Raw genomic sequence first — 23,025 nt, forward strand, 5'->3', positions numbered from 1 at the left:
TCAGACCCGGGTCTGGCCGTCCGTCGGCAGGTTCTGCCGCATCTCGGTGATGAGCTGCGGGGTGAGGGCGTTCTCGAAGCGCGAGACGAGCAGCGTCATCTCGTAGCCGACGAGGCCCACGTCGCAGGTCGAGTCCGCCGCGACCGCCAGCACCGAGCCGTTGGAGACGCTCATGAGGAAGAGGAACAGCTCGTCCATCTCGACGATGGACTGGCGCACCTCGCCGGCGTTGAGCTGGCGGGCCGCGCCGCGCGTGAGGCTCGACATGCCGGCCACGATCGCGGCGAGCGTGTCGCCCTCGGTGCGGTCGAGGTTCTTCGACATCGCCATGAGGAGGCCGTCGGCGCTCACCACCAGCGTGTGGCGCGTGCCGGGCACGGACTCGACGAAGTTGTCCAGGAGCCACCCGAAATTGGTGGCCTCGGTGCTGAGGGCGGTCACTTGTGCTCCTTGTGGGTGGTGCGGGGCCGGTCGGCCTGAGGGGTGTCGTGGGTGGTCATGGTGCTACTCGTTCGCCGGCTGCGGGGACGAGTGGAGGTCGAGCTCCGCGGCGTCGGTGCGGGCCCGCTGGGTGCCCGAGTAGAAGCTGCTGAAGCGGCTGCGGACCGCCTCCGCGTCGCGCTCCTTCGGAGACAGGGTGACCTCGTCCTCGAGGGGCGTGGCCTCGACCGGGGTCTCCTCCGGACGGCGACGCTTCTGGAGGCCCGCCTTGGTCTTCTCGACCTTGGGGCGGGAAGCCGACAGCGAGCTGAGCTCGGAGAACACCGCGTGCTGCAGGTCCGCGTCGTCGTCCCAGGTACGGCCGGACGAGTGCTCGGTGTCGAGCACCGGCGCGTAGCTCGTCTCGACCGTCTCGTCCGTCGCGGCGGCCAGCGCCGACGCACCGGCGGCCTCCCAGCCGTGCGCCTCCGCGAGGTCCTCCGGGGAGAACTGCTGCGGCTCCGGACGGAAGAGCTGCGACTCGGGCATCTGCGCGTGACCGGCATCGGCCGGCGCGGGCTCGAAGGCCTGCGCACGGAACGGCTCCGGCTCGGGCGCGGGCTCCGGCTCCGGCTCGGGCGCGAGCTCGGGGACGGGCGCGGCCGGCACGGGCGGCGTGTACGACCACTGCACCTCGGGCAGCTCCTCGCCCGGCTCGAAGGCGGCGGGCTCGAAGGAGGTGGGCGCGGCGGGCTCGATCACGGGCGCGGGCTCCGGCTCGGGCTCGGGCACGACAGCGGCGGGCTCGAAGGCGGCGGGCTCGGGTGCGGGCTCGGGTGCGGGCTCGGGTGCCGTCGGCTCGGGCTCGGCCGGCGCGAAGGCGGCGGCCTCCGGCTCGGGCTCGACGGGCACGGGGGCGAAGGGCGCGCGGCTCGGCAGCGCAGCCTTCGGCGCCGCGTCGTCGTCGCGCTTGCCGCGTCCGAACAGGCGTCCGAAGAAGCCGGAACGGCCGGACTCCTCGCCCGAGGCCTGCGCGATGATGTCGTCGAGGCTCGGGTGGGCGGCGCCGTCGGTGGCGAACGGGTCGTCGAGCGCGACGTCCGACACCCCCACGCCCTGATCGTCCGCGGGGACGTAGGGCGCCGGCTCGTCGGCGGGCTCGTGCGCGGACTCGTGAGCGGCGGCCGCGGCGGCGAACGCGGCGGCGTCCATCCACGGGGCGGGCTGCTCGGCCTCCGGCCCGGCCTCCGCGGCGACGGCCTCGACCGCCTCGACGGGCTCGGGCTCCAGCATCGGCGCGGCAGCCTCGGCGGCCGGCTCCGGGTCGGGCTCGAGGGTCGGCTCGGAGGACGCCGCCCACGGCGCCGGCGGCGTCCAGGGCGACTCGGCGGGCTCGGGCAGGTCCACCTGCGTGACGCTCGCCCACGGCAGCGCGGGCGCGTCGTCCTCGAGCGCGGGCACGGCGTCCGCGGCGCCGTCCTCGGGCTCGAGCGACGGGATCGCGAGCGGACCCTCCGGCTCCGCCGCCGCCTCGGGCTGCGGCTCGGGCTCGGGGGCGATCTCGGCGGCGGGCTCGATCGCGGGCGTCGGCTCCTGGTCGGGCTCCGGCACCGGCGCGGCGAAGGCCGCGCCGTACGGCGACCGTGCGAACGGCGAGGCCGGCGTGAGCCGCTCGGCCGTCACGACGGGGATCTCCGCGGTCGCGAGCTTGGGCATCGAGAAGGTGGGCAGCGCGGGCGCGGCGGGCTCCTCGACTGCCACCGGCGCATCGTCCGGCTGCGCGACCTCGAAGGCCTGCTCGGCCTCGGCGGCGGGAACGGCGTCCTCGTCCGGCTCGAGCCCCACGGGCTCGATGACGGCGGTCTGGTCGGCGGGCTCCTCGGAGGGAACGTCCTCGCGGCCCATCGCCTCGGAGGCGCGGCGGATCGCGTCGAAGGCGGCGAACGCGCCGCCCGCCGCACGCGTCGGCAGCGCGGGCGCCTGCTCATCCTCGGCCGGCTGCGGGGCCTCGCCGAGCGCGTCCGCCATCACGGGCGGGACCGCGTCAGGCAGCGGCTGAGCCGGCGCGGCCGTCTCGTCATCGCGGCGCGAGTGGAAGCCGCGGAACATCGACGCGCGCTCCTCGGGGGTCTGCGGCGCGACCTCGGCGGCGGCGACCGGCGGCGTGAAGGCGGAGGCCTCCGCGTCGAGCGCGTCCAGCTGGTCGGCGGTCGCGCGGACCGGCAGGCCGATGACCTCCTTGCGCTCCTCGGCCTCCTCGGCCGCGGGCTCCTCGCTGCGGCGGCGGCGGGTCGGAAGCCCGCCGGACGTGGTGCCGGAGGTGAGCTCGGGTCCGGACACGGCCTCGGCGACCGGCGCCGCGGCGGCGTCGGCGGCGATGAGCGCCTCGATGCCGGCGGGAAGCGGGATCGAGTCGTCGTCGGCGACGGGCTCCTCGTCGGCGGAGCGGCCGGAGAGGCTCGCGCCCTCGACGACGGTCGTGGGCGCGTACGCCTCGATCTGGGGCGCCTCGTCGCGGGCCGGCGCGGCGGCGGGCGCCTGCTCGACCTCGTCGACCGCCTGGAACAGGGACGACGGCAGCAGGACGGTCGCGACGGTGCCGCGGCCCTCGACCGAGGACACCGCGACCTGCGCGTCGAGGCGGCGGGCGATGCGGCCGACCACGAAGAGGCCGAGGCGCTGCGCGCCGAGGATCTCGGATGCGGCGGACGACTGGACGCGGCTGTTGGCCTCGGCGAGCTCCGGGACGGTCATGCCGATGCCGGTGTCGATCACCTCGACGGTGAAGCCCTCCGCGGTGCGCCCGGTGCGGACGACCACGCGCGAGCCGGGGTCGGAGAACACGGTGGCGTTCTCGAGCAGCTCCGCGAAGAGGTGCGCCGCGGTGAGGGCCTGGTGGCCGTGCATCGCGGGGTCGACGACGAGGTCGAGGTCGACGCGCTCGTACAGCTCGATCTCGGACGACGCGGTGCGGATCACGTCGGACAGCGGCATCGGGCGGCGCAGGCGGCGGCCGGTGTCGATGCCCGCGAGGACGAGCAGCGACTCCGAGTTGCGGCGCATCCGGGTCGCGAGGTGGTCGAGCGCGAACAGGCGGGTGAGGCGGTCGGGGTCGTCCTCGGTGCGCTCCATCTCGTCGATGCTCGAGAGCTGACGGTTGAGGAGCACCTGGTCGCGGCGGGCGACGTTGACGAACATCTCGGAGATCGATCCGCGCAGGGCGGCCTGCTCACGGGCGATCTCGATGGTGGCCGCGTTGACTCCGTTGAACGCCTCCGCGAGGCGTCCGACCTCGTCCTGCGACTCGACGGAGATCTGCACCTCCGACACGTCGACGTCCTCGCCCGGCTGCGCGACGCGCTCCACCAGGCGGGGCAGCTCCTCGCGGACCGCGGTCGCCGTCGTGGTGAGGCGGCGCAGCGGGTTGACGATGCGGCGGGAGATCGCGAACGCGATGAGCAGCGAGCCGATGACGGCGCCGATGCCGATGGCGAGCGTGATGTACGTGGCGCCGAGCGCGTTGCGGGTGTTCGTGGTGATCGCGCTGGTGGTGCGGTCCCACGCCTGGTCGCGCAGCGGGAGGTACTGCTCGAGCTCGAGCTGGACCTTGCCGGGCCAGTCGGCGGAGCGCGCCGTGACGAGCGACGAGTCGAGGCCGGTGAGCACCGAGTTCTGGATCGTCGTGAAGGACGTGCCGGTGGTCGCGGCCGAGGCGCCGAGGTCGGGCACCTCGATCGCGGGCGACAGGCCGGCGCCGCGGGCCTGGGCCTCGTCGAGCGCGATCTTGGTGCGCTCCACCAGGGTTCGGGTGCCCGCGATCTCCGCGGTGACGAACGAGCCCTGGCGGATGAGGCGCTCGAAGACGTCGCCCTCGTAGCGCATGCGCTCGACCAGCATGTCGAGCGCCGCGTACGCCTGCAGCGTCGCGACGATGTTGCGGTCGGGGACCGCGAGCGCGACCGCGTCGGTGGCGCCGACGAAGGTGTCGATGACCTCCGTGTAGTAGTTGAGGATCGTCGAGGTGGACACCTGCGCGGTGCGCACGCCCGCACGGATCTGGGGCAGCGAGTCGCGCAGCTGGCTGCCCGCGGCGACCGCGGCGAGCGCGGCGGTGTTCTCGTCGGTCGCCTCGACCGCGGCGGCCGCGGCGGCGATCTGGTCGAGGCCCGCGTCGACCTGCGGGAAGGTCGCGTCGAGGGCGTCGCGGTACTCGAGGGTGTCCGCGTACAGCGTGTGCGCGTACGTCGACTCCTGCTCGACCGCGTAGGCGAGCGCGGCGAGCGGGATGCCGAGATCCAGCGTGTCGGGGGCGCCGGCGGCGATCTCGTCGAGGCCGGCGACCGCGTCGGCGTAGGCCGCGTCCATGGTCGCGATCTCGTCGGTCGACGGCATGGTGAGCCAGCCGCCCTCCGACTCGGGCGCGGAGATCTCCAGCGCACGCGCATCGGCGAGCGTGCTCGCGCCGGTGCCGCCGAGGGCGTCGTCCACGCTCGCGAGGACCGCGTCGGCGCGGTCGTCCTCGCTGCCGGCGACCGCGTCGGCGAGCGTCGCGTAGCGGACGGCCACCTCCTCACGGGCAGCCGTGAGCTTCGTGGTCGTGTCCTGGAGCACGTGCACGAACCGCAGCGCCGCGGTGCGCTCGTCCTGCAGATCGGCCTCGGTCTCGCGTGCCTGCCCCAGCGCGTCGATCAGCCTCTCGGCGTTCGAGTTCTCGCTGTAGTCGTTGACCGCGCTCAGGGTGATGTAGCTCACCGCCGAGACGAGGACGAGAACGGGCACCATGACGACCGCGAGGAGCTTTCCTCGAATGCCGAGCCTCTGAAGCATGGACCTTTCCCTCCCGAGCCGCCGCACAGGTTGACGTCTCTGCGCATGGAGTCAAGCGACTGCTCCCCCGGTTTATCGGCCGCACCTGGGGGAACATGAGCCATCATCCTCGCGCGATGTTCGTTGAGAGGATATTGGCGGCGCGCTATGACGGAGGAAATCGAAGAAAGTGATGAAGGCCACTATCGCGACCACGCCCGGCGGTCCTGAGGCGTTGTCCCTGGAAGATGTGCCCGCACCCGTCCCCGGCGCGGAGGACGTTGTGATGCGGATCACAGCGGCCGGCGTCAACAGGGCGGACGTCCTGCAGCGCGAGGGCCGCTACCCGCCCCCGCCGGGTGCCCCGGACTGGCCCGGCCTGGAGGCCGCGGGCGTCGTCGAGTCGGCCCCCGCATCGTCCCCGTGGACGCCCGGCGACCGGGTCTGCGCGCTGCTGCCCGGCGGCGGCTACGCGGAGCGCGCGGCCGTCCACGCCTCGCTCCTGCTGCCCGTCCCCGACACCGTCACGGACGTCGAGGCCGCGTCGCTCGTCGAGGCGGCGTGCACCGTCGTGTCGAACCTCGACGCCGCGCACGCGCGCGCCGGCGAGACGATCCTGATCCATGGCGGCTCGGGAGGCGTCGGCACCGCCGCGATCCAGATCGCCAAGGCGCGCGGGCTGCGCGTCCTCACGACGGCGGGCGGGCCGGAGCGCGTGCGGCGCTGCCTCGAGCTGGGCGCCGACGCGGCCTTCGACCACCGCGGCGAGGACTGGGAGGCGGGCGTGCGCGCGCTCGGCGGCGCGGACATCGTCCTCGACGTCGTGGGCGCCGCCTACCTCGCGTCGAACGTGGCGGCGCTGCGCACCGGGGGCCGGCTGGTCGTCATCGGCATGCAGCGCGGCCGCCGCGGCGAGCTCGACCTGGGCGCGCTGCTCACGCGGCGCGCCTCCGTCATCGGGACCACGCTGCGGGCGCGGCCGCTCGCGGAGCGGGCCGCGATCGTGGCGCGCGTGCGCGAGGAGGTGTGGCCGCTCGTGCCCGACCGCGTGCGGCCCGTCGTCCACGCGACGTTCCCGCTCGCGCGCGCGGCGGACGCGCATCGTGTGCTCGAGGCGGGCGAGGTGTTCGGGAAGGTCGTGCTGACGGTCGGCTGACGCGCCGCTACAGGACGGCGAGGCGGTCCGGGTCGATGAGCCGGTCGAGGACGGTGAGGATGCCGTCCTCCTCGACCGAGCCCACGACCTCGTCGGCGGCCTCCTTGACGTGCTCGGGCGCGGTGCCCATCGCGGCGGACCGTCCGGCCCACTGCAGCATGTCGATGTCGTTGTTGCCGTCGCCGGCCGCGACCGTGTGGTCGGGGTAGACGCCGAGGTGACGGCGCAGCGTCTCGAGCGCCGAGGCCTTCGAGACGCCCGGCGGGGTGAGGTCGAGCCACGCGGACCAGCCGACCGCGTAGGTGACGTCGCTGAGGCCGATGCGGTGGACCAGCCCGTCGAAGTGGGACACGTCGACGCCCGGGGCGCGGATGACGACGCGGGTCGCCTCGTCGTGGCACAGCTCGTCGAAGTCGGAGACGACGCGCTGGCGGCCGATGAGCTCGCCGTCGGGGAACTCGCGGTTGACGAGGAAGCCGACGCCGAGGTCCTCGACCGCGTAGAACGCGTCGGGCAGCTCCTCGCGCACGAGCTCGAGCGCGGCGCGCGGGTTGAACGTGACCTTCTCGACGATGTCGTAGCCGCCGGGCGAGGCCGGGTTGAGCTTGACTGTGACCGCGCCGTTCGAGCACACCGCGTAGCCGCGCCGGATGCCGAGCTGCTGCGCGACGGGCAGCATGCCGAGCACGTTGCGGCCCGTGGCGAGCACCACGTGGTTGCGGCACATGCGGGCGCGCTCGACCGCGTCGACGACGGCCGGGGAGATCTCCCCGCCCCAGTGCATGAGCGTGCCGTCGATGTCGAGGCCCACGAGACGCCAGAGGTCCGGGGACAGCGGGGGACGCATGTCGCGGTCGTTCATGAGTCGACCATACGATGCGCGCCGCGCCCCTCCGGCCACGGGCGGGTGACGGTCGGGTGAACGGGCGCGGCGGGGATCAGCGCACCGGCTCGAGGCGCTCGACACCGCCGAGGTACGGGCGCAGGACCTCGGGGACGTGCACCGAGCCATCGGCCTGCTGGTGGTTCTCGAGCAGCGCGACGATCCATCGGGTGGTGCCGATGGTGCCGTTGATGGTCGCGACCGGCGTGGTGCCGTTCTCGACGCGCTCCCGGGTGTTGAGGCGGCGCGCCTGGTACGTGGTGCAGTTCGAGGTCGAGGTGACCTCCATCCAGCGCTCCTGCGACGGCAGCCAGGCCTCGCAGTCGAACTTGCGCGCGGCGCTGGACCCGAGGTCGCCCGCGGCGGTGTCGATCACGCGGTACGGCAGCTCGAGGGCCTGGAGCATCTCCTCCTCGATGCCGAGGAAGCGCTCGTGCTCGGCGGCGGCGTCCTCCGCGTGCGCGTACGCGAACATCTCCACCTTGTGGAACTGGTGCACGCGGATGATGCCGCGGGTGTCGCGGCCGGCGGACCCGGCCTCGCGGCGGTAGCAGGCGCTCCAGCCCGCGTAACGCAGCGGTCCGTCCGAGAGGTCGACGATCTCGTCCGAGTGGTAGCCCGCGAGCGCGACCTCCGACGTGCCGACCAGGTAAAGGTCGTCGCGCTCGAGGAAGTAGATCTCGTCCGAGTGCTTGCCGAGGAAGCCGGTGCCGGCCATCGTCTCGGGGCGCACGAGCGTGGGCGTGATGGTCGGGCTGAAGCCGCGGCGGTACGCGAGGTCCATCGCGGCGTTGAGGACCGCGAGCTCGAGGCGCGCGCCGATGCCGGTGAGGAAGTAGAAGCGCGCGCCGGACACCTTCGCGCCGCGCTCCATGTCGATCGCCTTGAGGCCCTCGCCGATCGCAAGGTGGTCCTGCACCTCGACGCCCTCGGCCGCGAAGTCGCGCGGGGTGCCGACGTGCCGCAGCACCGTGAAGTCGTCCTCGCCGCCCGACGGGACGCCCGGCTCGGGGATGTTGCCCAGCGAGCGCGCGAGCTCGATCGCGCGGGCGGCCGCCGCATCGGCCGTGGCCTGCAGCTCCTTGACCTTCGCGGAGAGCTCCTTGGTGCGCGCGAGCAGCGCCTGCTTCTCCTCGCCCTGCGCGCGGGCGACGTCCTTGCCGAGCGCCTTCTGCTCGGCGCGCGCGACCTCGAACTCCTTGAGCGCGGCGCGGTTCGCGGCGTCGGCCTCGAGGACCTGGTCCACGACGCCCGGGTCGTCGCCGCGGGACCGCTGGCTGTCCCTCACGACGTCGGGCTGGGCACGCAGGAGCTTGAGGTCGATCATGCCCGCCAGTCTATCGACGGCGGACGTAGGCTCTCCCCATGGCCCTCGAGACGACGATCGCGCTGATAGCGCTGCTGATCGCGCTCTTCACGCTCGTCCTCACGGTGAGCGTGACGCGGCACATCGGCAAGCGCGACCCGGTCGCCGTGCCCCGCAGGTGGCGCCGCCTGCTCCTCATCAAGCCGATGCCGACGATGGAGCTCGGCGCGGCCACCGACCGCTCGGACGCCCGCGAGCGCGTGGCCTTCATCGCCAACCCGACCAAGGACGGGGTCGCGGAGCTGCGCGAGCAGGCGCTCCGCGCGTGCGCGATCCGCTACCTGCCGCAGCCGATGTGGCTCTACACGACGCCCGAGGACCCGGGCACCGAGGTCACGCGCGAGGCGATCGCTGCGGGCGCGGACCTGGTGGTCGCGGTCGGCGGCGACGGCACCGTGAGGGCGGTCGCCGAGGGCGCGGCGGGCACCGGGGTGCCGATGGCGATCCTGCCGATGGGCACGGGCAACCTGTTCGCGCGCAACCTCGACCTGCCGCTCGGCGACACCGCGGCGCTCCTGCGCACCGCGCTCGAGGGCTCCGAGCGCCGCTCCGACGTCGGCTGGCTGCAGCTGATCCGCACCCCCGAGGGGGAGGGCGAGGGCGAGCGGCACATCTTCCTCGTCATCGCGGGCGCGGGCCTGGACGCGGAGATGGTCGCGGGCGCCAACGACCGGCTCAAGCAGCGCATGGGCTGGGTCGCCTACTTCTTCGCCGCGGTGCGGCACCTGGGCAAGCGGATGGAGGCGCGGATCACCGTCGACGACGGCGAGCCCGTGACGAGCCGGATGCGCACGGTGCTGCTCGCGAACGTGGGCAAGCTCCCCGCCGGCATCCAGCTCATCCCCGACGCGACCTACGACGACGGCAACCTCGACGTCGCGACGCTCGACGCGCGCGGCGGCATCGTGGGCTGGACCGAGCTCTTCGGCACGGTGGTGGCGCAGGGCGCTGGCATCCGCGAGCCGTGGCTGCTGCGCGTGTGGAAGACCTCGCGCATCGACCACGTGCGCGGCCGGACCGTCGAGATCAAGGTCACCGAGCCGCAGAAGGTGCAGGTCGACGGCGAGTCCCTGGGCAGGGCGACGCGGATCCGCGCCGAGATCGATCCCTCGGCGCTGGTGCTCCGCGTGCCGCGCACGAGCGCCGCGTCCTCGGCCGGCGAAGGCGAGGCCGCCGAGCGGAGGAGGCAGGCGAAGGCTCCGGCTCCCGCCGTCACCGAGGCGGAGGGCGACGCCGAGGCCGGGACCCACGCGCCCGACGAGCCCGAGGCAGGGGTGGCCGAGGAGCCGGCGGACGAGCCCGTCAAGGAGACGGCCGAGCACTAGGAGCCGTCGCCGGGGCCGCCGGACCCTGTCGCGTCCGCCACGGAGCCCGCGGGTGCCTGACCGGTGGCGGCGCGACGCGCGTCACCCCTCGATGCGATCGCCCACGCACGTGCGCGAAATTCGAGATCCGCGGGTGGAAAAGCGGAGGTTGTCTCCCGGAATCCTCAAAGTTCGCGCTGCAGGCGCGGCAGGCGACGCAGAAGGTGCGAGGCGAACGATGGGGGCGCGGCGGACGCGACGCAGAAGACGCGCGAGGCGCGGCAGGCGAGGTGGACGATGCGCGGGGACGGGACCCCGCGGGCGACCAGGCCCGGCGGACGTCAGTGGCGTCCGGAGCGCAGTCCCTGGACCCAGGTGCGGGCCTCGGCGAACTCCTCCTCCGAGGTTCCCGGCGTCACGGGCGTCGGGTAGCCCGACGCCGCGGGGTACGAGCCGAGGAAGACCACGACCGGGTTGGTGCGCTTGAGGCCCACGAGCGCCTCGGCGACGCGCGGCTCGTCGATGTGGCCGAGCGCGTCGATCGAGAACGAGTACTCGCCGGGCCGGTCGGACCGCGGCCGGCTCTCGATGCGCGAGAGGTTGACGCCGCGCGCGGCGAACTGCTCGAGCATCGCCAGCAGCGCGCCGGCGCGGTCGTCGGGCAGGTGCACGACGAGCGTGGTCTTGTCGGCGCCGGTCGCGGGCGGCACCGCGGTGGGGCGTCCCACCTTGACGAAGCGCGTCGCGGAGTGAGGGTTGTCGGCGACGCCGGCCGCGAGCACCTCGAGCCCGAGGCGCGCGCCGAGTCCCGGGGGCGCCAGCGCCGCGTCGAAGCCCGCGACCCCCTCCGCGAGCTCGCCCGCGGCGGCGGCGTTCGACGTCGCGGCCACCTGCACGGCGCCGGGCACGCGGTCCGCGAGCCAGCGGCGGCACTGCGCGAGGCCGTGCGAGTGCGCGGCGACCGCGCGGATGTCGTCCATCGAGGTGCCGGGACGGGCGACGAGCTCGAAGCTCACGGGCAGCACCACCTCGCCGAGGATGACGAGCGGGGCGCCGTTCGCGAGGGTGTCGAGCGTGGCGGTGACCCCGCCCTCGACGGTGTTCTCGATCGCGACGACCGCGAAGTCGACGTCGCCGGCCCGCACCGAGGCGAGAGCGGACAGCACGTCGATGGCGGGCACCATCTCGACCTCGTCGGCGTCGACCATCGCGCGCAGGGCCGCCTCCGTGAACGTGCCGGAGGGTCCCAGATAGGCGTACCGCGGCAGCGTCACGCGTCCTCCCTGGTGTCGGGGCCGTCGCCCGTCGTGGGCCGCAGGCGGTGGCCGACGGCCGAGCGGGCGGTGTCGACCCGGCCCCGGATCCGCCGCGCGCTCACCGCCGTCAGCACCTCACGGTACCGGTTGGCCCTGCCCATGGGGCTGCGGTCCTCGATGGAGGGGCCCTTGTGCCGGATCTCGCACTCGATCTCGGTGATGGTGAGGCCGGCGTGCAGCACGTCGAGGGTCATGGCCGGTTCGAGCCCGTTGCCGCGGGCGAGCGGGATCGACGCCTCGAGCGCCTCGCGCGTGAGGCAGCGGATGCGCCCCAGCGGCTGGCGCGGCGACCAGCCGGTCGCCCGCTCGACCGCCGAGCGCGCGATCTTCGACGGCACGCCCGGCGCGACCGCCTGGGCGTCGGTGAGGGCGACGGCGAGGTCGCACGCGCCCTCGAGGACGGCGGGCACGAGCGGCGCGGCGCCGATCGCGTAGTGGCCGAGGTTGGGGTCGAGCAGCAGCACGCCGCGGGGCGTGCGGCCGGGCTCGTCGCGCATCGCGATGACCGAGGCCCCCGTCTCGACCGCCGCGGAGCGTCCGCGGACGTGCGAGTGGCGGACCACGACGGCGCCGGCGCGGCGCGCGAGCTCCTGCGTGTTGTCGGTCGACCCGTCGTCGACGACGAGCACGAGGTCGACGCCCGGGATCGCGAGCGCGGCGCGGACGGTCGCGGCGATCCGGCGGGCCTGGTCGTGCGCGACGATCAGCGCGGCGACCGACGGGCCGGGCGGCGGCGGCGCGGCGGCGCGGCCCCGCGCACGGCGGGCCCGCGCGCGGGCCAGGGCGTCGGCGGACGCCTTCCGCGGCTCGGCTCCCTCGGCTGCTGACACGTCGCCCAGCCTAGTCACTCGTGACCCTCCCTGGTACCACCCTTTGCCTCGGCCTTACCTGGCACTGACCGTCCTGTGGGGCGAGCGTGCCCTGGCACTCGCCCGGGGCGCGTGGAAGAGTAGGCCTCATGCATGAGCGCGCTGGCACCCTTGCCCTTCCCGAGGATCTCATCGACGTCGACGCCCTGCTCGGCGACTACTACGACAAGGTGCCGGACCCCACGGTCGCCGGCGAGCGTGTCGCCTTCGGCACCTCCGGCCACCGCGGCAGCGCCTTCGACACCGCCTTCAACGAGGCGCACATCGTCGCGACCACCGCGGCCATCGTCGAGTACCGCACCGCCCAGGGCTTCGACGGCCCGCTGTTCATGGGCAAGGACACGCACGCGCTGTCGGGGCCCGCGTGGGAGACCGCGCTCGAGGTGCTCGCGGCGGCCGGCGTGCGCGTGATGATCGACGCGCGCGGCGGGTACACCCCGACGCCCGCGGTGAGCCACGCGATCCTCGTCGCGAACGGCGCGACCTCGCCCGCGGGGTTGCGCACGTCGGGCCGCGGCCTCGCCGACGGCATCGTCATCACGCCGTCGCACAACCCGCCGCGCGACGGCGGCTTCAAGTACAACCCGCCGCACGGCGGCCCCGCCGACACTGACGCGACCTCGTGGATCGCGAACCGCGCGAACGAGATCCTCGCGGGCGGGTGGAAGCAGGTCCCGCGCTTCCAGCTCGCCAAGGCCGTCGCCGCGGACACCACCGAGAAGTACGACTTCATGGCCGCGTACGTGCGCGACCTGCCGTCGGTCATCGACATCGACGCCATCCGCGAGGCGGGCGTGCGCATCGGCGCGGACCCGCTCGGCGGCGCGGCCGTCGACTACTGGGGCGCGATCGGCGAGGAGCACGGGCTCGAGCTCACCGTCGTCAACCCGACGGTCGACCCGCGCTGGGCCTTCATGACGCTCGACTGGGACGGCAAGATCCGCATGGACTGCAGCTCCCCGTCCGCGATGGCCTCGCTCCGCACGCTCATGGAGGGCGCCTCCGCGCCCTACGACATCGCGACCGGCAACGATGCGGACGCGGACCGCCACGGCATCGTCACCCGCGACGGCCTCATGAACCCCAACCACTACCTCGCCGCGGCGATCGCGTACCTCTACGGCGGCGCGCGCCCGCAGTGGTCGCCCGACGCCCGCATCGGCAAGACCCTTGTGTCGTCGTCGCTCATCGACCGCGTCGGCGCAGACCTCGGCCACCCCGTGCTCGAGGTGCCCGTGGGCTTCAAGTGGTTCGTGCCCGGGCTGCTGTCGGGCGAGGTCGCGTTCGGCGGCGAGGAGTCCGCCGGCGCCTCGTTCCTGCGCCGCGGCGGGGGCGTATGGACCACCGACAAGGACGGCATCCTGCTGTGCCTCCTCGCCTCGGAGATCACCGCGGTCACCGGCGCCTCCCCCGCGGCCCTGCACCGCGACCTCGTCGACCGGCTCGGCGAGAGCTGGTACGCCCGCGTCGACGCGGCGGCCACCAAGGAGGAGAAGGCGCGCCTGGGCGCGCTGTCGCCCGAGCAGGTGCCGGCCACCACGCTCGCCGGGCAGCCGATCACGGCCAAGCTCACCGCGGCGCCGGGCAACGGCGCCAAGATCGGCGGCCTCAAGGTGACGACGGACGATGCGTGGTTCGCCGCGCGCCCGTCCGGCACCGAGGACGTCTACAAGATCTACGCGGAGTCCTTCGTGTCGGAGGCGCACCTGGGCGAGGTCCAGGGGGCCGCGCGCGAGGTGGTGTCGGAGGCGCTGCAGGGCTGACGCCGCGCGGCGTGGCGCACATGACACCGTCACCCCTGCTATGCCAGGGTGCTCCGCATGGCCTCACGTCTTCGCATCCTCGGCGTCCTCGCGGTCGCCACCGTCGCGCTCGCCGGCTGCCTGCGCGTCGAGATGAACATCGCGCTCAACCCCGACGACACCGCCGACGGCAGCTTCCTCATGGCGATCGAGAAGGGCGCGGGCGAGGCCTTCGAGATGTCGGACGAGGACCTGCTCGAGCAGTTCTCCGCCGACTCGGAGGGCGACTTCGAGACCGGCGCCGTCGAGCCGTACGAGGACGAGGACTACATCGGCACGCGCGTCGTCTTCGACGGTGAGCCGCTGGACTCGTTCGCGGGCGAGACGGGCGACGACCTCGCCATCGTGCGCGACGGCGACGACTACGTGGTGTCGGGATCGATGTCCGGCTCGGAGGACGAGGACCTCGGCTCGCTCCCGGGTGCGGACATGGTGCTGAGCATCACCTTCCCGGGCGAGGTGTCCGACCACAACGGCACGCTCGAGGGCACGACGGTCACGTGGGACCTCATGGACGCCCCGGACGAGCTGCTCGCGCGCGGCTCCGCGTCGCCCCCGTCGGACTTCCCGGCGTGGGCTTGGGTCGCGATCGGCGCGGGGGCGCTGGCGATCGTCGCGATCGCCGTCGTCGCGCTGCTGCGCCGCGGTTCCGCGGAGGCCGCCGCAGACGGGGAAGACACGGTCGCGCTGCCCGTCGAGACGGTCGCGTTCGAGCCCGGTCCCGCGCCCGCCGGTGCGCCCGCGGACGCCCCGACCGCCGAGCTCCCCGCCCCCGCGGATACGATCGAGCTGGGGTCCGTCGAGGGCACGGACGGCGAGGAGGACCATCCGCGATGAGGAGGCTGGGTGCCGCGCTCGCCGTCGCGGCCGTCGCGCTCACCGGCTGCGTGAGGGTGTCGACCGACACCACCTTCGGCGAGGACGACACCTTCTCCCAGCACGCGGTGGTCGCGATGACCTCGCAGGCGCGCATGGTGCTGGACCAGCAGCTCGGCCAGCTCACGGACCAGCTGCCGGACGGCGTCGAGGCGCCCGACACCGGCCTCGACCCGGGGGCGATCCTCGACCCCGACGCGGTGCGCGACCAGCTCGCCCCGCTCGAGGAGGCCTACCCGGGCTCGGTCGAGGTCGACGCGTACGAGGACGAGGACGGGCTCGAGGGGGTCGAGATCACCCTCACCGACGTCCCGCTCGACGCGCTGGACGATGCGGCGGGCGCCTCCCCTCTCACCGGCGGCACCGCCGTGACGCACGAGGGCGACGAGTACGTCGTCGAGATCCAGACCGGCGCGGCGAGCGGGCTCGCCTCCGCGGGGGTGTCCGTCGACCAGCTGGGCCTCGTCGGCTCGGCGGTCGACGTCGCGGTCGCGTTCACGTTCCCGGGGCTCGTGCGCTCCGCGAGCGCGGGCGAGATCGAGGGCAACACGGTCACGCTCGGGCTGGCGGACCTGCTCGGCGCGGACAGCATCCGCATCGTCGGCGGCGCGACCACCGAGCGCGACTGGGGTCCGCTGCTGCGCTGGGGCCTCGTCGTGCTCGGCGCGATCGTCGTCGTGGGCGGCGCGACGGCGCTCGTGATCCAGGACCGCAGGCGTCGCCACCGCACCCACCTGCCGCCGCCGCGCGAGGGCGGCGAGGGCGGGCCCGGGACGCTCGGCGGCGAGCCGGGACCCCCCGCGCCCTAGGCCCCGCTCACTCCCTGCCGCGTCGCGCGACCAGCACGAGCGCGCCCGCGACCATGAGCAGGCCCGCGAGCCCGAGCGGCCACCAGGAGCCGAAGCCGGTGCTGCCGAGGCCTCCGGTCGGGGGCGCCGCGAACCAGTTGCGGGCCGTCACGGTCACGGCGGAGCCGGCCTCGACCGTGACGGTCGCGCTATCGGGGTCCGAACGGTCGGGCAGGACGAGCACGTCGTCCGCGCCGCCCGAGTCGGTCTCGGTCACCACGCACTCGGAGCCGGAGGCGATGGTGTCGAGCGTCGCGGTGAGCGGGTCGCCGCCGCCGAGCGACACCTCGTCGTCCCACGTGACGATCTCGCCGCCGGGCTGGTCCAGCGTGCAGACCACGGAGAACACGAACGGGCCCGAGCCGAGCTCGTCAGCGCCGGGACCCGCGACGGTCTTCTCGATGACGAGCTCGCCCGCGTCGAACGAGTTGGTGAAGGTGACCGAGTTCTCGCCGTCCGGCACGAGCTCGACCCACCCGCCGGTGCCGTAGGTCACCGAGGAGATGTCGCCCATCGTCGACACGACCTGCGTGTCGATCGCGCCCGCGTCGTCGAGCTCGGTGACGGTGCACTCGGCGCCCGCGGGCAGCCCCTCGATGGTCCACGTCTCGCCCGCCGAGACCTGCCCGATCATCGGCTGGCCGGATCCGTACCCGTCGCCCCAGACCTCCTCGCCCAGGAAGGTGCACTCGACGCTCATCGTGAACGGGCCGTACGCCGGCACGTTCCCGTCGGAGTCGAGCGCGTCGGACTCGACCTCCTTCGTGACCTCGAGCGCCGCGAGCTGGTAGTCGTTCGTGACGAACACCTCGTCGTCCTCGCCGACGATCGCCGTGCCGGGCACGATCGTCGTCGACGTCTGCCCGGCGTCCTCCTCGGTCACCACGCACTCGGCGCCGTACGGGATCTCGTCGGTGATCGACACGGAGTAGCCGTTGCCGGGGCCGAGCGTGTACGACTCCTCGAAGACCGTCTCGCCGTCGACGGTGCACACGACGGACACGTCGAACGCGTCGGGCGCGTAGTCGTGGCCGGGCCCGGTGATGCGCTTGCGGATCGCGAGCGTGCCGACCACGAACTCGTTGGTCGCCGTGACGGTGACCTCGTCGTCGGCGCCGATGATCACCGTCGCGGACCCCTCGTCGCCGTTCGAGGGCTGGACGTCCACGCTGTCGGCGTCGCCGTCGTCGGTCTCGGTCACCACGCACTCCGAGCCGGCGGCGATGTCCTCGATCGAGACCGAGGTGGCATCCGGGAAGGCGATCTCGACCTCGCCCTCCCACGTGACGAGCTCCCCGCCCGCCTGGTCGAGCGTGCACACGACCGAGAACACGAACGTCTCCTCGATGATGGTCTCCCCGCCGCCGGTCACGACCTTGTCGATGGTGAGGTCGCCCACGTCGTACGCGTTGGTGACGAGCGCGGTGTTGTCCCCGTCGGCCTCGGGCACGAGCATGAGCGTGCCGCTGTCGCCGTCGTTCTCGACCGGGTCGTCGTCGCCGGCGGTCGTGGTGACGGTGACCGTCGCGGCGCCCGACGTGCCCGTCTCCGTCACGGTGCACTCGGCGCCGGCGGGCAGCCCGTCGACGGCGAAGGTCTCGCCGTCGCTCAGGGTCGCGTCCATGGGGTTGTCCGCGTCGTAGCCGGTTCCCCACACCTCCTCGCCGAGGAAGGTGCAGCGCACCTCGATGTCGAACGGCCCGTACTCGAGGGGGTTGCCGTCGGCGTCGACCGCGTCGGACTCGACGGCCTTGGTGACCTCGAGCCCGGCCAGGTCGTACGTGTTGACGAGCGTCACCCGGCCGAGCGGCTCGTCGTCCTCGCGTCCGACGATGCCGGTGGTCACCTCGGAGGACGTCTCGCCCGCGCCGGTCTCGGTCATCGTGCACTCGGCGCCGTACGGCAGGTCCTCGATGGTGACGACCTCGCCCACGGGCAGGGTGAGGGTCTCGTCGTAGACCGTCTCGTCGAGGGAGGTGCAGACCACGTTCACGGTCACCTCGTCGGGAGCGAACTCGGCGCCGTCGCCGGTGACCTCCTTGAGCAGCTCGATGGGCCCGGTCGCGAGCGCGACGCCCACCCGGTTGCCCTCGGTCGGCAGCAGCTCGCCGCCCGCGGAGGTGACTCCGCCGGTCGCGACCGAGTTGTACGCGACGGTGTCGGCGCCCGGGGTGTCGGACAGCGCGGGGGTCTGCGTCTGCATGTCGAGGGTGATGTACTCGCCCGGCTGGAGCGGCTCCTCGAAGACGATGTCGTACTGCAGCGCGGTGACCGTCTCGAGGTCCGCGATGTCGTCGATCGGCACCCAGTCGCCGTCGGGGCACGGCGTGTTCGGGGTGAGGTCGTCCGTGCAGATCGGGTCGTCGGTGGTGCCGTACACCTCGACCGTGGCGGCGGGGCCCGCGTAGGCCACGAGCGCGTCGACGAGGATGGGGTCCCACTGCGAGCCGCGGTCCGTGGTGTTGATCGCGCCGGTGTCGCCGACCGTCGGCAGGAGGTCGATCGCGACCACGCGGTCGAGCGGCACGGTGCCCGTGTTCTGGAGCAGCATCCGCCAGGTCTCGGTGTCCCCGGGCGCGGTGATGGGCGTGCAGTTCGGACCGTAGAAGTCCTCCAGGTACGGCTCGCAGTCGGCCGGCTCGACGCCGAGGAAGTCGTCGTCCGCCTTGACCAGCTTGCCGGACCGCAGCGCCCCGGCGATGCCGAGCTCGACCGTGGTGTCGGCCTGGCACTCGCCCGTCTCCTCATCGAACGTGCCGTCGCACTCGTCGAAGGGACGCTCGCCGACGATGCCGAAGCTGTTCGTCATCGGCACCTCGGCGGCGACGCCGGGCCGCGGGAACAGCGTGATGGTGATCGTGTAGGTCTGTCCCACCTCGAGGACCGTGCCCGGCGGGAACGTGAACGCGATCTCGGAGCCGTCGCCGGACACCGTCGCGGTGACGTCGGCGGGGTCCGTCGGCATCGGCAGCCCGGTCGCCGGGTCGGGGGCCGCGCCGGTCAGACCGTAGGAGTACGGGTCGTCGTCGCCGAGCGCGAACTCGAGCATCGGGCCGTCCTCGTCCGTGGGGAGGCGGTCCGTGATGACGGGATCGATGATCGGCCAGTCGCCCGTGTTGGTGATCGTGAGGACGAAGTCGGTGGTGCTGCCGGGCGGGATCGTGCCCGTCGGGTCCTTCTCCACGGACACGGCGGTGGTCGCATGCTCGTACAGCACGGAAGCGGTGTCGTCCTCGGACTGGACGGTGATGAGCGGGTTGCCGCTCGTGTCCTCGAGGTACGAGCTCACGATGCCGTCGATCGTGTTGGTCGAGCGGCCCGGCTCGGTCTCGCCGGGTGCCGGGTCGTTGCCCTCCATGTCGGTGGGCACCTCGCCGCCGGTGAGCAGCTCGTCGCGCCGCTGCACGACGATGGGGATCTGCTGGTTCGGCGCCTCCGAGTTCTCCCACTGGGTGCCGTCCTCGCGCGTGTAGATGACGCGGATGCCCTGGACGTCCTCCGGGTCGACCCCCGTGGGGAGCGCAGGGAGGGGGCCGGGCTCGCCTTCCACCCAGTCGGCCCCGGTCACCACGACGTCGCCGTCCACCTCGGTGAACGTGCCCCCGGTGAGCACGTCGATCTGCACCTGGTCGATCGGATCGTCGAAGGAGAAGTCGCCGAAGCCGACGAACTCGTACGCGTTCCAGAAGGTCTCGTCCGTGTCCCGGATCTGCAGCATGCCGATGCGGGCGGAACCGGTGGGGTGCGCCGTCAGCAGCATCCCGAACGGGCTCTGGTCGGGTTCGGTCTGCGAGAAGCCGTCCTGGGTCCAGTCGCTGCCGTCCAGCGGGCCGAACTGCTTCTCGACCGTGAGGCCCAGGTCGAGTCCGGTGATGTCGATGGTCGCGGTGTCGTCCACCGTGGGCGGGTCGGGCTGGACCTCGGGGTCGCGGCCCGCATCGTCCACCGTCGCGGTCGCGCCGTTGGGGATGGTGAGGACGTCGGGCTCGATCGGCGCGACGATGTCCTCGCCTGTGGTGCGGTTGGTTGCGCGCAGCTGCAGGTCGAACACGAGCACCGCCTGCGCGTCGGGCTCGATGCGGCCCTCGTAGTCGATCGACAGCCCCACGACGTCGAGCAGGTCCGCCCGCGCGAGGTCCGTGAGCGGCGTGACGTCGTCCGGGTCGCCCGGCGTCGACGAGATCACCGTCGTGGTGTCCGCGACTCCGTCGCCGTTGCTGTCGACGTCGAGCGTCATGGTCCACGACTCGGTGCCGTCGGGCACCTCCATGCTCACGAAGCCGGTGAGGTTGAAGAAGTCGAACGGGCTGGTGCCCGCGGAGCTGGGGTCCTCCAGTACGAGGTGGTCGATGCGGGCCTGCGTGAGGTTGTCCGCCGTCAGGGTGACGCGGCCCGACGGGTAGTCCTCGGGCGCCGTGCCCGCTGGCGGGTCGCCGAGCGGTCCGCCGGTCCACTGCTTGTCGAGGCCCACGTTGAGCGGCACGTCGACGATCGCGATGACGTCCGAGTCCTCGTCCGTGTAGGTCTCGTCGTCGATCACCGCGGTGGCGCCCGCGTCATCCCGGATGAGCGCCTCGCCGTCGGCCGGGTCGCCCTCGTTGTAGGAGTCGTGGCCGGTGACCGGGGTGCCGTCCGAGCGGCGGTCGTCGCGGATCTGGAAGTTGAGGGTGATGGGACGAGACTCGTCGAAGGTGCGCGCGACACCGGAACCGGCCGGGGGCGCCGTCGGGTCGGTGGTGGTGAGACGTGCCGATCCCTCGACGAACACGAGCCGCACGCCGATCGTGTCGGCCTGCTCCGCGGCGGTCAGGGTGTACCCCGGGAAGGTGCCGTCGCACGCGTCGGGGCACGGGTCGTTGGTGGCGTCGACCCAGCCCTGTCCCTCGCGGTAGAGCTCGACCGCCTGGACCTGGTCCCACTGGATGAGGGGGTCCGTGGCGGTGGTGATCGGGTCGATCGAGACGAGGTCGAAGGCCTCGTAGAAGGACTCCGCGATCGGCGTGCCCGCCGGGTCGGGGATGTCCGAGATGGTCATCGAGTCGACGCCCGAGACGCCGCCGGTGCCCCACAGGAGCTCGGCCTGGATGATGTCGCCGGTGCGCGCCGCGACCACCTGCTGGATGATGTCCTTCTCGACGTACTCCCCGGTGCCGCCGTTGCCGTTGCCGCCGGAGTCCGGGTCGATCGGCAGGATCTCGACCTCGTCGCAGCCCTCGTCGGACAGGGCCGGGTCGGTCAGCTCGGAGTCGGCGCCCGCGGTGGCGCAGTTCTCGATGACGAGGGGCTCGTCCCCGATGTAGTCCTCGGCGAGCTCGAAGACGATGTTGGGCTGCACCGTGGTGCCGGGCGGGAAGCCCGTCTCCGAGGTCGAGTCGTAGACGAACTGGAGGCCGCCGATGTCGTCCGGCCACGGCCCGGAGTAGGACCACGTCGTCGGGCCCGTGATCGGGCCCGCGAGGGTCTCCCACGAGTCGCCGTCCCAGTAGTTGACGGTGAGCGTGCTGTTCGCGAGCACCGCGACCGACGCGATCTCGGTGGGGTCGAAGGCGTCCCAGAACTCGCTCGGCAGCACCGGGGTGTCGTCCGTCGCGCTCGTCGCCGGCGGGTCCTGGACCACGATCTGGTCGGCGCCGACCGTGGTCGCGTCGTCGGGGAACGGCACCTCCGTGGGCGCGGTGGTGGTGCCGCCCGGCAGGGTCGCGACGATCCACTCTCCCGCGTTGCCGAAGATGGCGCCGGGGATGAGGTTCTTGCCCTGCGTGGCGTCGAGCAGCGCGAGGAAGGTCGAGAAGTCGTCATCGGCCTCGTCGGTCCCCGACACGTCCGACGGGGAGGTGCCCTCGACCCCCACGGTGTCGTCGTGCTGGGTGAGCTCGTTCGGGTCGTCGGGGTCGGTGCCGAGCGTGACGTCGACGGTCGCGGTGGCGTCGGGCGGGATGGTGCCCTCGAAGTCGATCGTGAACCGCTCGACCTCGCATCCGGCGGCGGGGTCCGGCGGCACGGCGCCGTCCGCGAAGGACGTCGGGCCGTCGGTGCCGCCGCCCACGCACTCATAGGTGATGGTCGCGGACGTCGCCCCGGCGGGCCACACGGGCGCCGAGGGGAAGCCCTCGAACGACATCGAGTCGTCGAAGCCCGGCGTGCCGTCCGCCGGCTCGGTGAGGCTGAGGTGCGCGAGGTCCTCGGTCCACGTGTTCGTCCCGGTGAGCTCGGCGTTGAACTCGCTGCCGTGGGGCGCGCTGTCGGGGGTGACCGTCTTGCCGGCCTCGACGGACGGCACGTTGGGCAGCAGCGTGTAGGTGTCGTCGGCGTTCGCGGACGCCGTCGCATCGTCCCGCGAGACCTCGCTCGTCGCGGTGTTCGTCACGGGGATCGCGGTGTCGACGGCGCCGTTGTCGCGCTGCTCGAGACCCGCGGTGATGGTCGCGGAGGAGCCCGGCTGGATGAGGCCGCCCGTCGAGCTCGAGTAGGTGACGCGGAAGCCGCCGACGTTGCTCGTGTCCGCGGGGATGTCGGTGACGGGCACCCAGGCGCCGTCGATGTAGAGCTCGAGCTGCGCCTGGTCGGCGTCGGCCGGGTACGGCGGCCCGTAGTCGAGCGAGGTCAGCGTGAAGTAGTCGAACGTGCCGCCCGCCGCCGCGGGGTCCTCCGGGTCCTGGACCACCAGCTCGGTGACGCCCTCGTCGGAGGTGTTGGTGGCGGTGAGCGAGAAGCTCGCGTCCGCCCCCGGCTCGGCCAGCGCCGAGGTCGGATCGTCGAACGCCTTGGTGATGTCGGTCGTGAGGTCCAGGGGCACGTTCGGCGTGACGGTGGCGGTATCGGTGACGTCGTCGGTGTCCGGGTTCGTCGCCGTGAAGAGCGCCTCGTTGGTGAGCGGCACGCCGTCGGCGGAGTACGGCAGATCGTCCACCACGACGGTGATGATGATCTCCGCGGTGTTGCCCGCGGCCATGCCCTGCGAGTCCGCCGGGTCCGTGATCGGGTCCGTGAACGTCACGTTGACGGTCTGGCCGTCGATCGACGACGTGAATCCGGAGTTCGTGGTGACGGAGACGTTGATGGGGGTGAGCCCGTCGGGGATCTGGTCGATCACCTGCGCGTTGGTGCAGCCCTGCGCGAACGTCGTGCACTGGATGTTGATGTTGAAGTCGAACGTCTGGCCCGGGACCACCTCGGTCTCGCTGGCGGTCTTGGTGATCGACAGCTGCGCGGCCGGCTCGGCGGAGGCGACGGTGGCGCCCGCGACGATCCCGAGGCTCGCGAGCAGGAGCACGAGAAGAGCAGACAATCCCCGTCGCCGTGTGGGCACGTGACCTCCTCGAGCGATGTCGTCGCCGCACCCACGGGCGCGAGCGCACCTTTCGTCACGTTAACCCCAT

The 23,025-nt window shown here is 73.1% G+C and carries 12 protein-coding genes; 5 read left to right on the forward strand and 7 right to left on the reverse strand.

Translation table 11 applies throughout. The annotated features are described in order from the left end of the window. Together AOM07_RS09740 and AOM07_RS09745 are read right to left on the reverse strand one after the other, a co-directional pair. Entirely contained in the window at positions 1 to 441 is a 441-nt protein-coding gene (locus tag AOM07_RS09740; RefSeq protein WP_062313256.1) for a roadblock/LC7 domain-containing protein, read from the reverse strand. Between the two features lie 63 nt (positions 442 to 504). Further along, positions 505 to 5,247, reverse strand: a complete 4,743-nt coding sequence (locus AOM07_RS09745; RefSeq protein ID WP_084830234.1) for a sensor histidine kinase — start codon at positions 5,245 to 5,247, stop codon at positions 505 to 507. 172 nt (positions 5,248 to 5,419) lie between these two features. Here AOM07_RS09745 and AOM07_RS09750 point away from each other — a divergent pair, with 172 nt between their 5' ends. Next, entirely contained in the window at positions 5,420 to 6,382 is a 963-nt protein-coding gene (locus AOM07_RS09750; RefSeq protein WP_062313260.1) for an NAD(P)H-quinone oxidoreductase, read from the forward strand. Positions 6,383 to 6,389: 7 nt separating this feature from the next. Here the strand turns inward: AOM07_RS09750 and AOM07_RS09755 are convergent, their stop codons facing one another. Both AOM07_RS09755 and serS read right to left on the reverse strand, forming a co-directional pair. After that, positions 6,390 to 7,244 (reverse strand): HAD family hydrolase, encoded by an 855-nt coding sequence (locus AOM07_RS09755; RefSeq protein ID WP_228374427.1) that lies wholly within the window; start codon positions 7,242 to 7,244, stop codon positions 6,390 to 6,392. Positions 7,245 to 7,320: 76 nt separating this feature from the next. After that, positions 7,321 to 8,592: a serine--tRNA ligase gene (gene serS, locus AOM07_RS09760; protein WP_062313261.1), complete on the reverse strand. Its 1,272-nt coding sequence runs from the start codon at positions 8,590 to 8,592 to the stop codon at positions 7,321 to 7,323. A 38-nt stretch (positions 8,593 to 8,630) separates the two neighbouring features. On the opposite strand from serS, the gene AOM07_RS09765 reads away from it, so the two are divergent. Then, positions 8,631 to 9,956, forward strand: coding sequence for a diacylglycerol/lipid kinase family protein (locus AOM07_RS09765; protein ID WP_062313263.1), 1,326 nt, complete (start codon positions 8,631 to 8,633; stop codon positions 9,954 to 9,956). Between the two features lie 320 nt (positions 9,957 to 10,276). Here the strand turns inward: AOM07_RS09765 and pheA are convergent, their stop codons facing one another. Both pheA and AOM07_RS09775 read right to left on the reverse strand, forming a co-directional pair. Next, the gene (gene pheA, locus AOM07_RS09770) at positions 10,277 to 11,209 is read right to left on the reverse strand and encodes a prephenate dehydratase (RefSeq protein WP_062313266.1); all 933 of its coding nucleotides are present in this window, start codon (positions 11,207 to 11,209) and stop codon (positions 10,277 to 10,279) included. After that, positions 11,206 to 12,081 carry a glycosyltransferase gene (locus AOM07_RS09775; protein WP_156165398.1) on the reverse strand — a complete coding sequence of 292 codons (876 nt, stop codon included), beginning with the start codon at positions 12,079 to 12,081 and terminating at the stop codon, positions 11,206 to 11,208. Before AOM07_RS09775 ends, pheA begins: the two co-directional genes overlap by 4 nt. A gap of 128 nt (positions 12,082 to 12,209) precedes the next feature. Between AOM07_RS09775 and pgm the strand changes: the two genes are divergently transcribed. Genes pgm through AOM07_RS09790 form a run of 3 tightly spaced genes read left to right on the forward strand, consistent with a single transcriptional unit; the run spans position 12,210 to position 15,607 of the window. Further along, positions 12,210 to 13,883 (forward strand): phosphoglucomutase (alpha-D-glucose-1,6-bisphosphate-dependent), encoded by a 1,674-nt coding sequence (gene pgm, locus AOM07_RS09780; RefSeq protein ID WP_062313270.1) that lies wholly within the window; start codon positions 12,210 to 12,212, stop codon positions 13,881 to 13,883. Positions 13,884 to 13,940: 57 nt separating this feature from the next. Then, positions 13,941 to 14,759, forward strand: a complete 819-nt coding sequence (locus AOM07_RS14755) for an LppM family (lipo)protein (RefSeq protein WP_062313272.1) — start codon at positions 13,941 to 13,943, stop codon at positions 14,757 to 14,759. Then, a complete protein-coding gene (locus tag AOM07_RS09790; protein WP_062313274.1) occupies positions 14,756 to 15,607 on the forward strand; it encodes an LppM family (lipo)protein in 852 nt (283 codons plus the stop codon). Before AOM07_RS14755 ends, AOM07_RS09790 begins: the two co-directional genes overlap by 4 nt. Before the next feature lie 7 nt (positions 15,608 to 15,614). On the opposite strand, the gene AOM07_RS09795 is transcribed toward AOM07_RS09790, so the two are convergent. After that, positions 15,615 to 22,955 carry a DUF5979 domain-containing protein gene (locus tag AOM07_RS09795; RefSeq protein WP_084830236.1) on the reverse strand — a complete coding sequence of 2,447 codons (7,341 nt, stop codon included), beginning with the start codon at positions 22,953 to 22,955 and terminating at the stop codon, positions 15,615 to 15,617. Positions 22,956 to 23,025: the final 70 nt, after the last annotated feature.

It is taken from the genome of Demequina rhizosphaerae, assembly GCF_000971255.1.
GTDB classification, from domain to species: Bacteria; Actinomycetota; Actinomycetes; order Actinomycetales; family Demequinaceae; genus Demequina; species Demequina rhizosphaerae.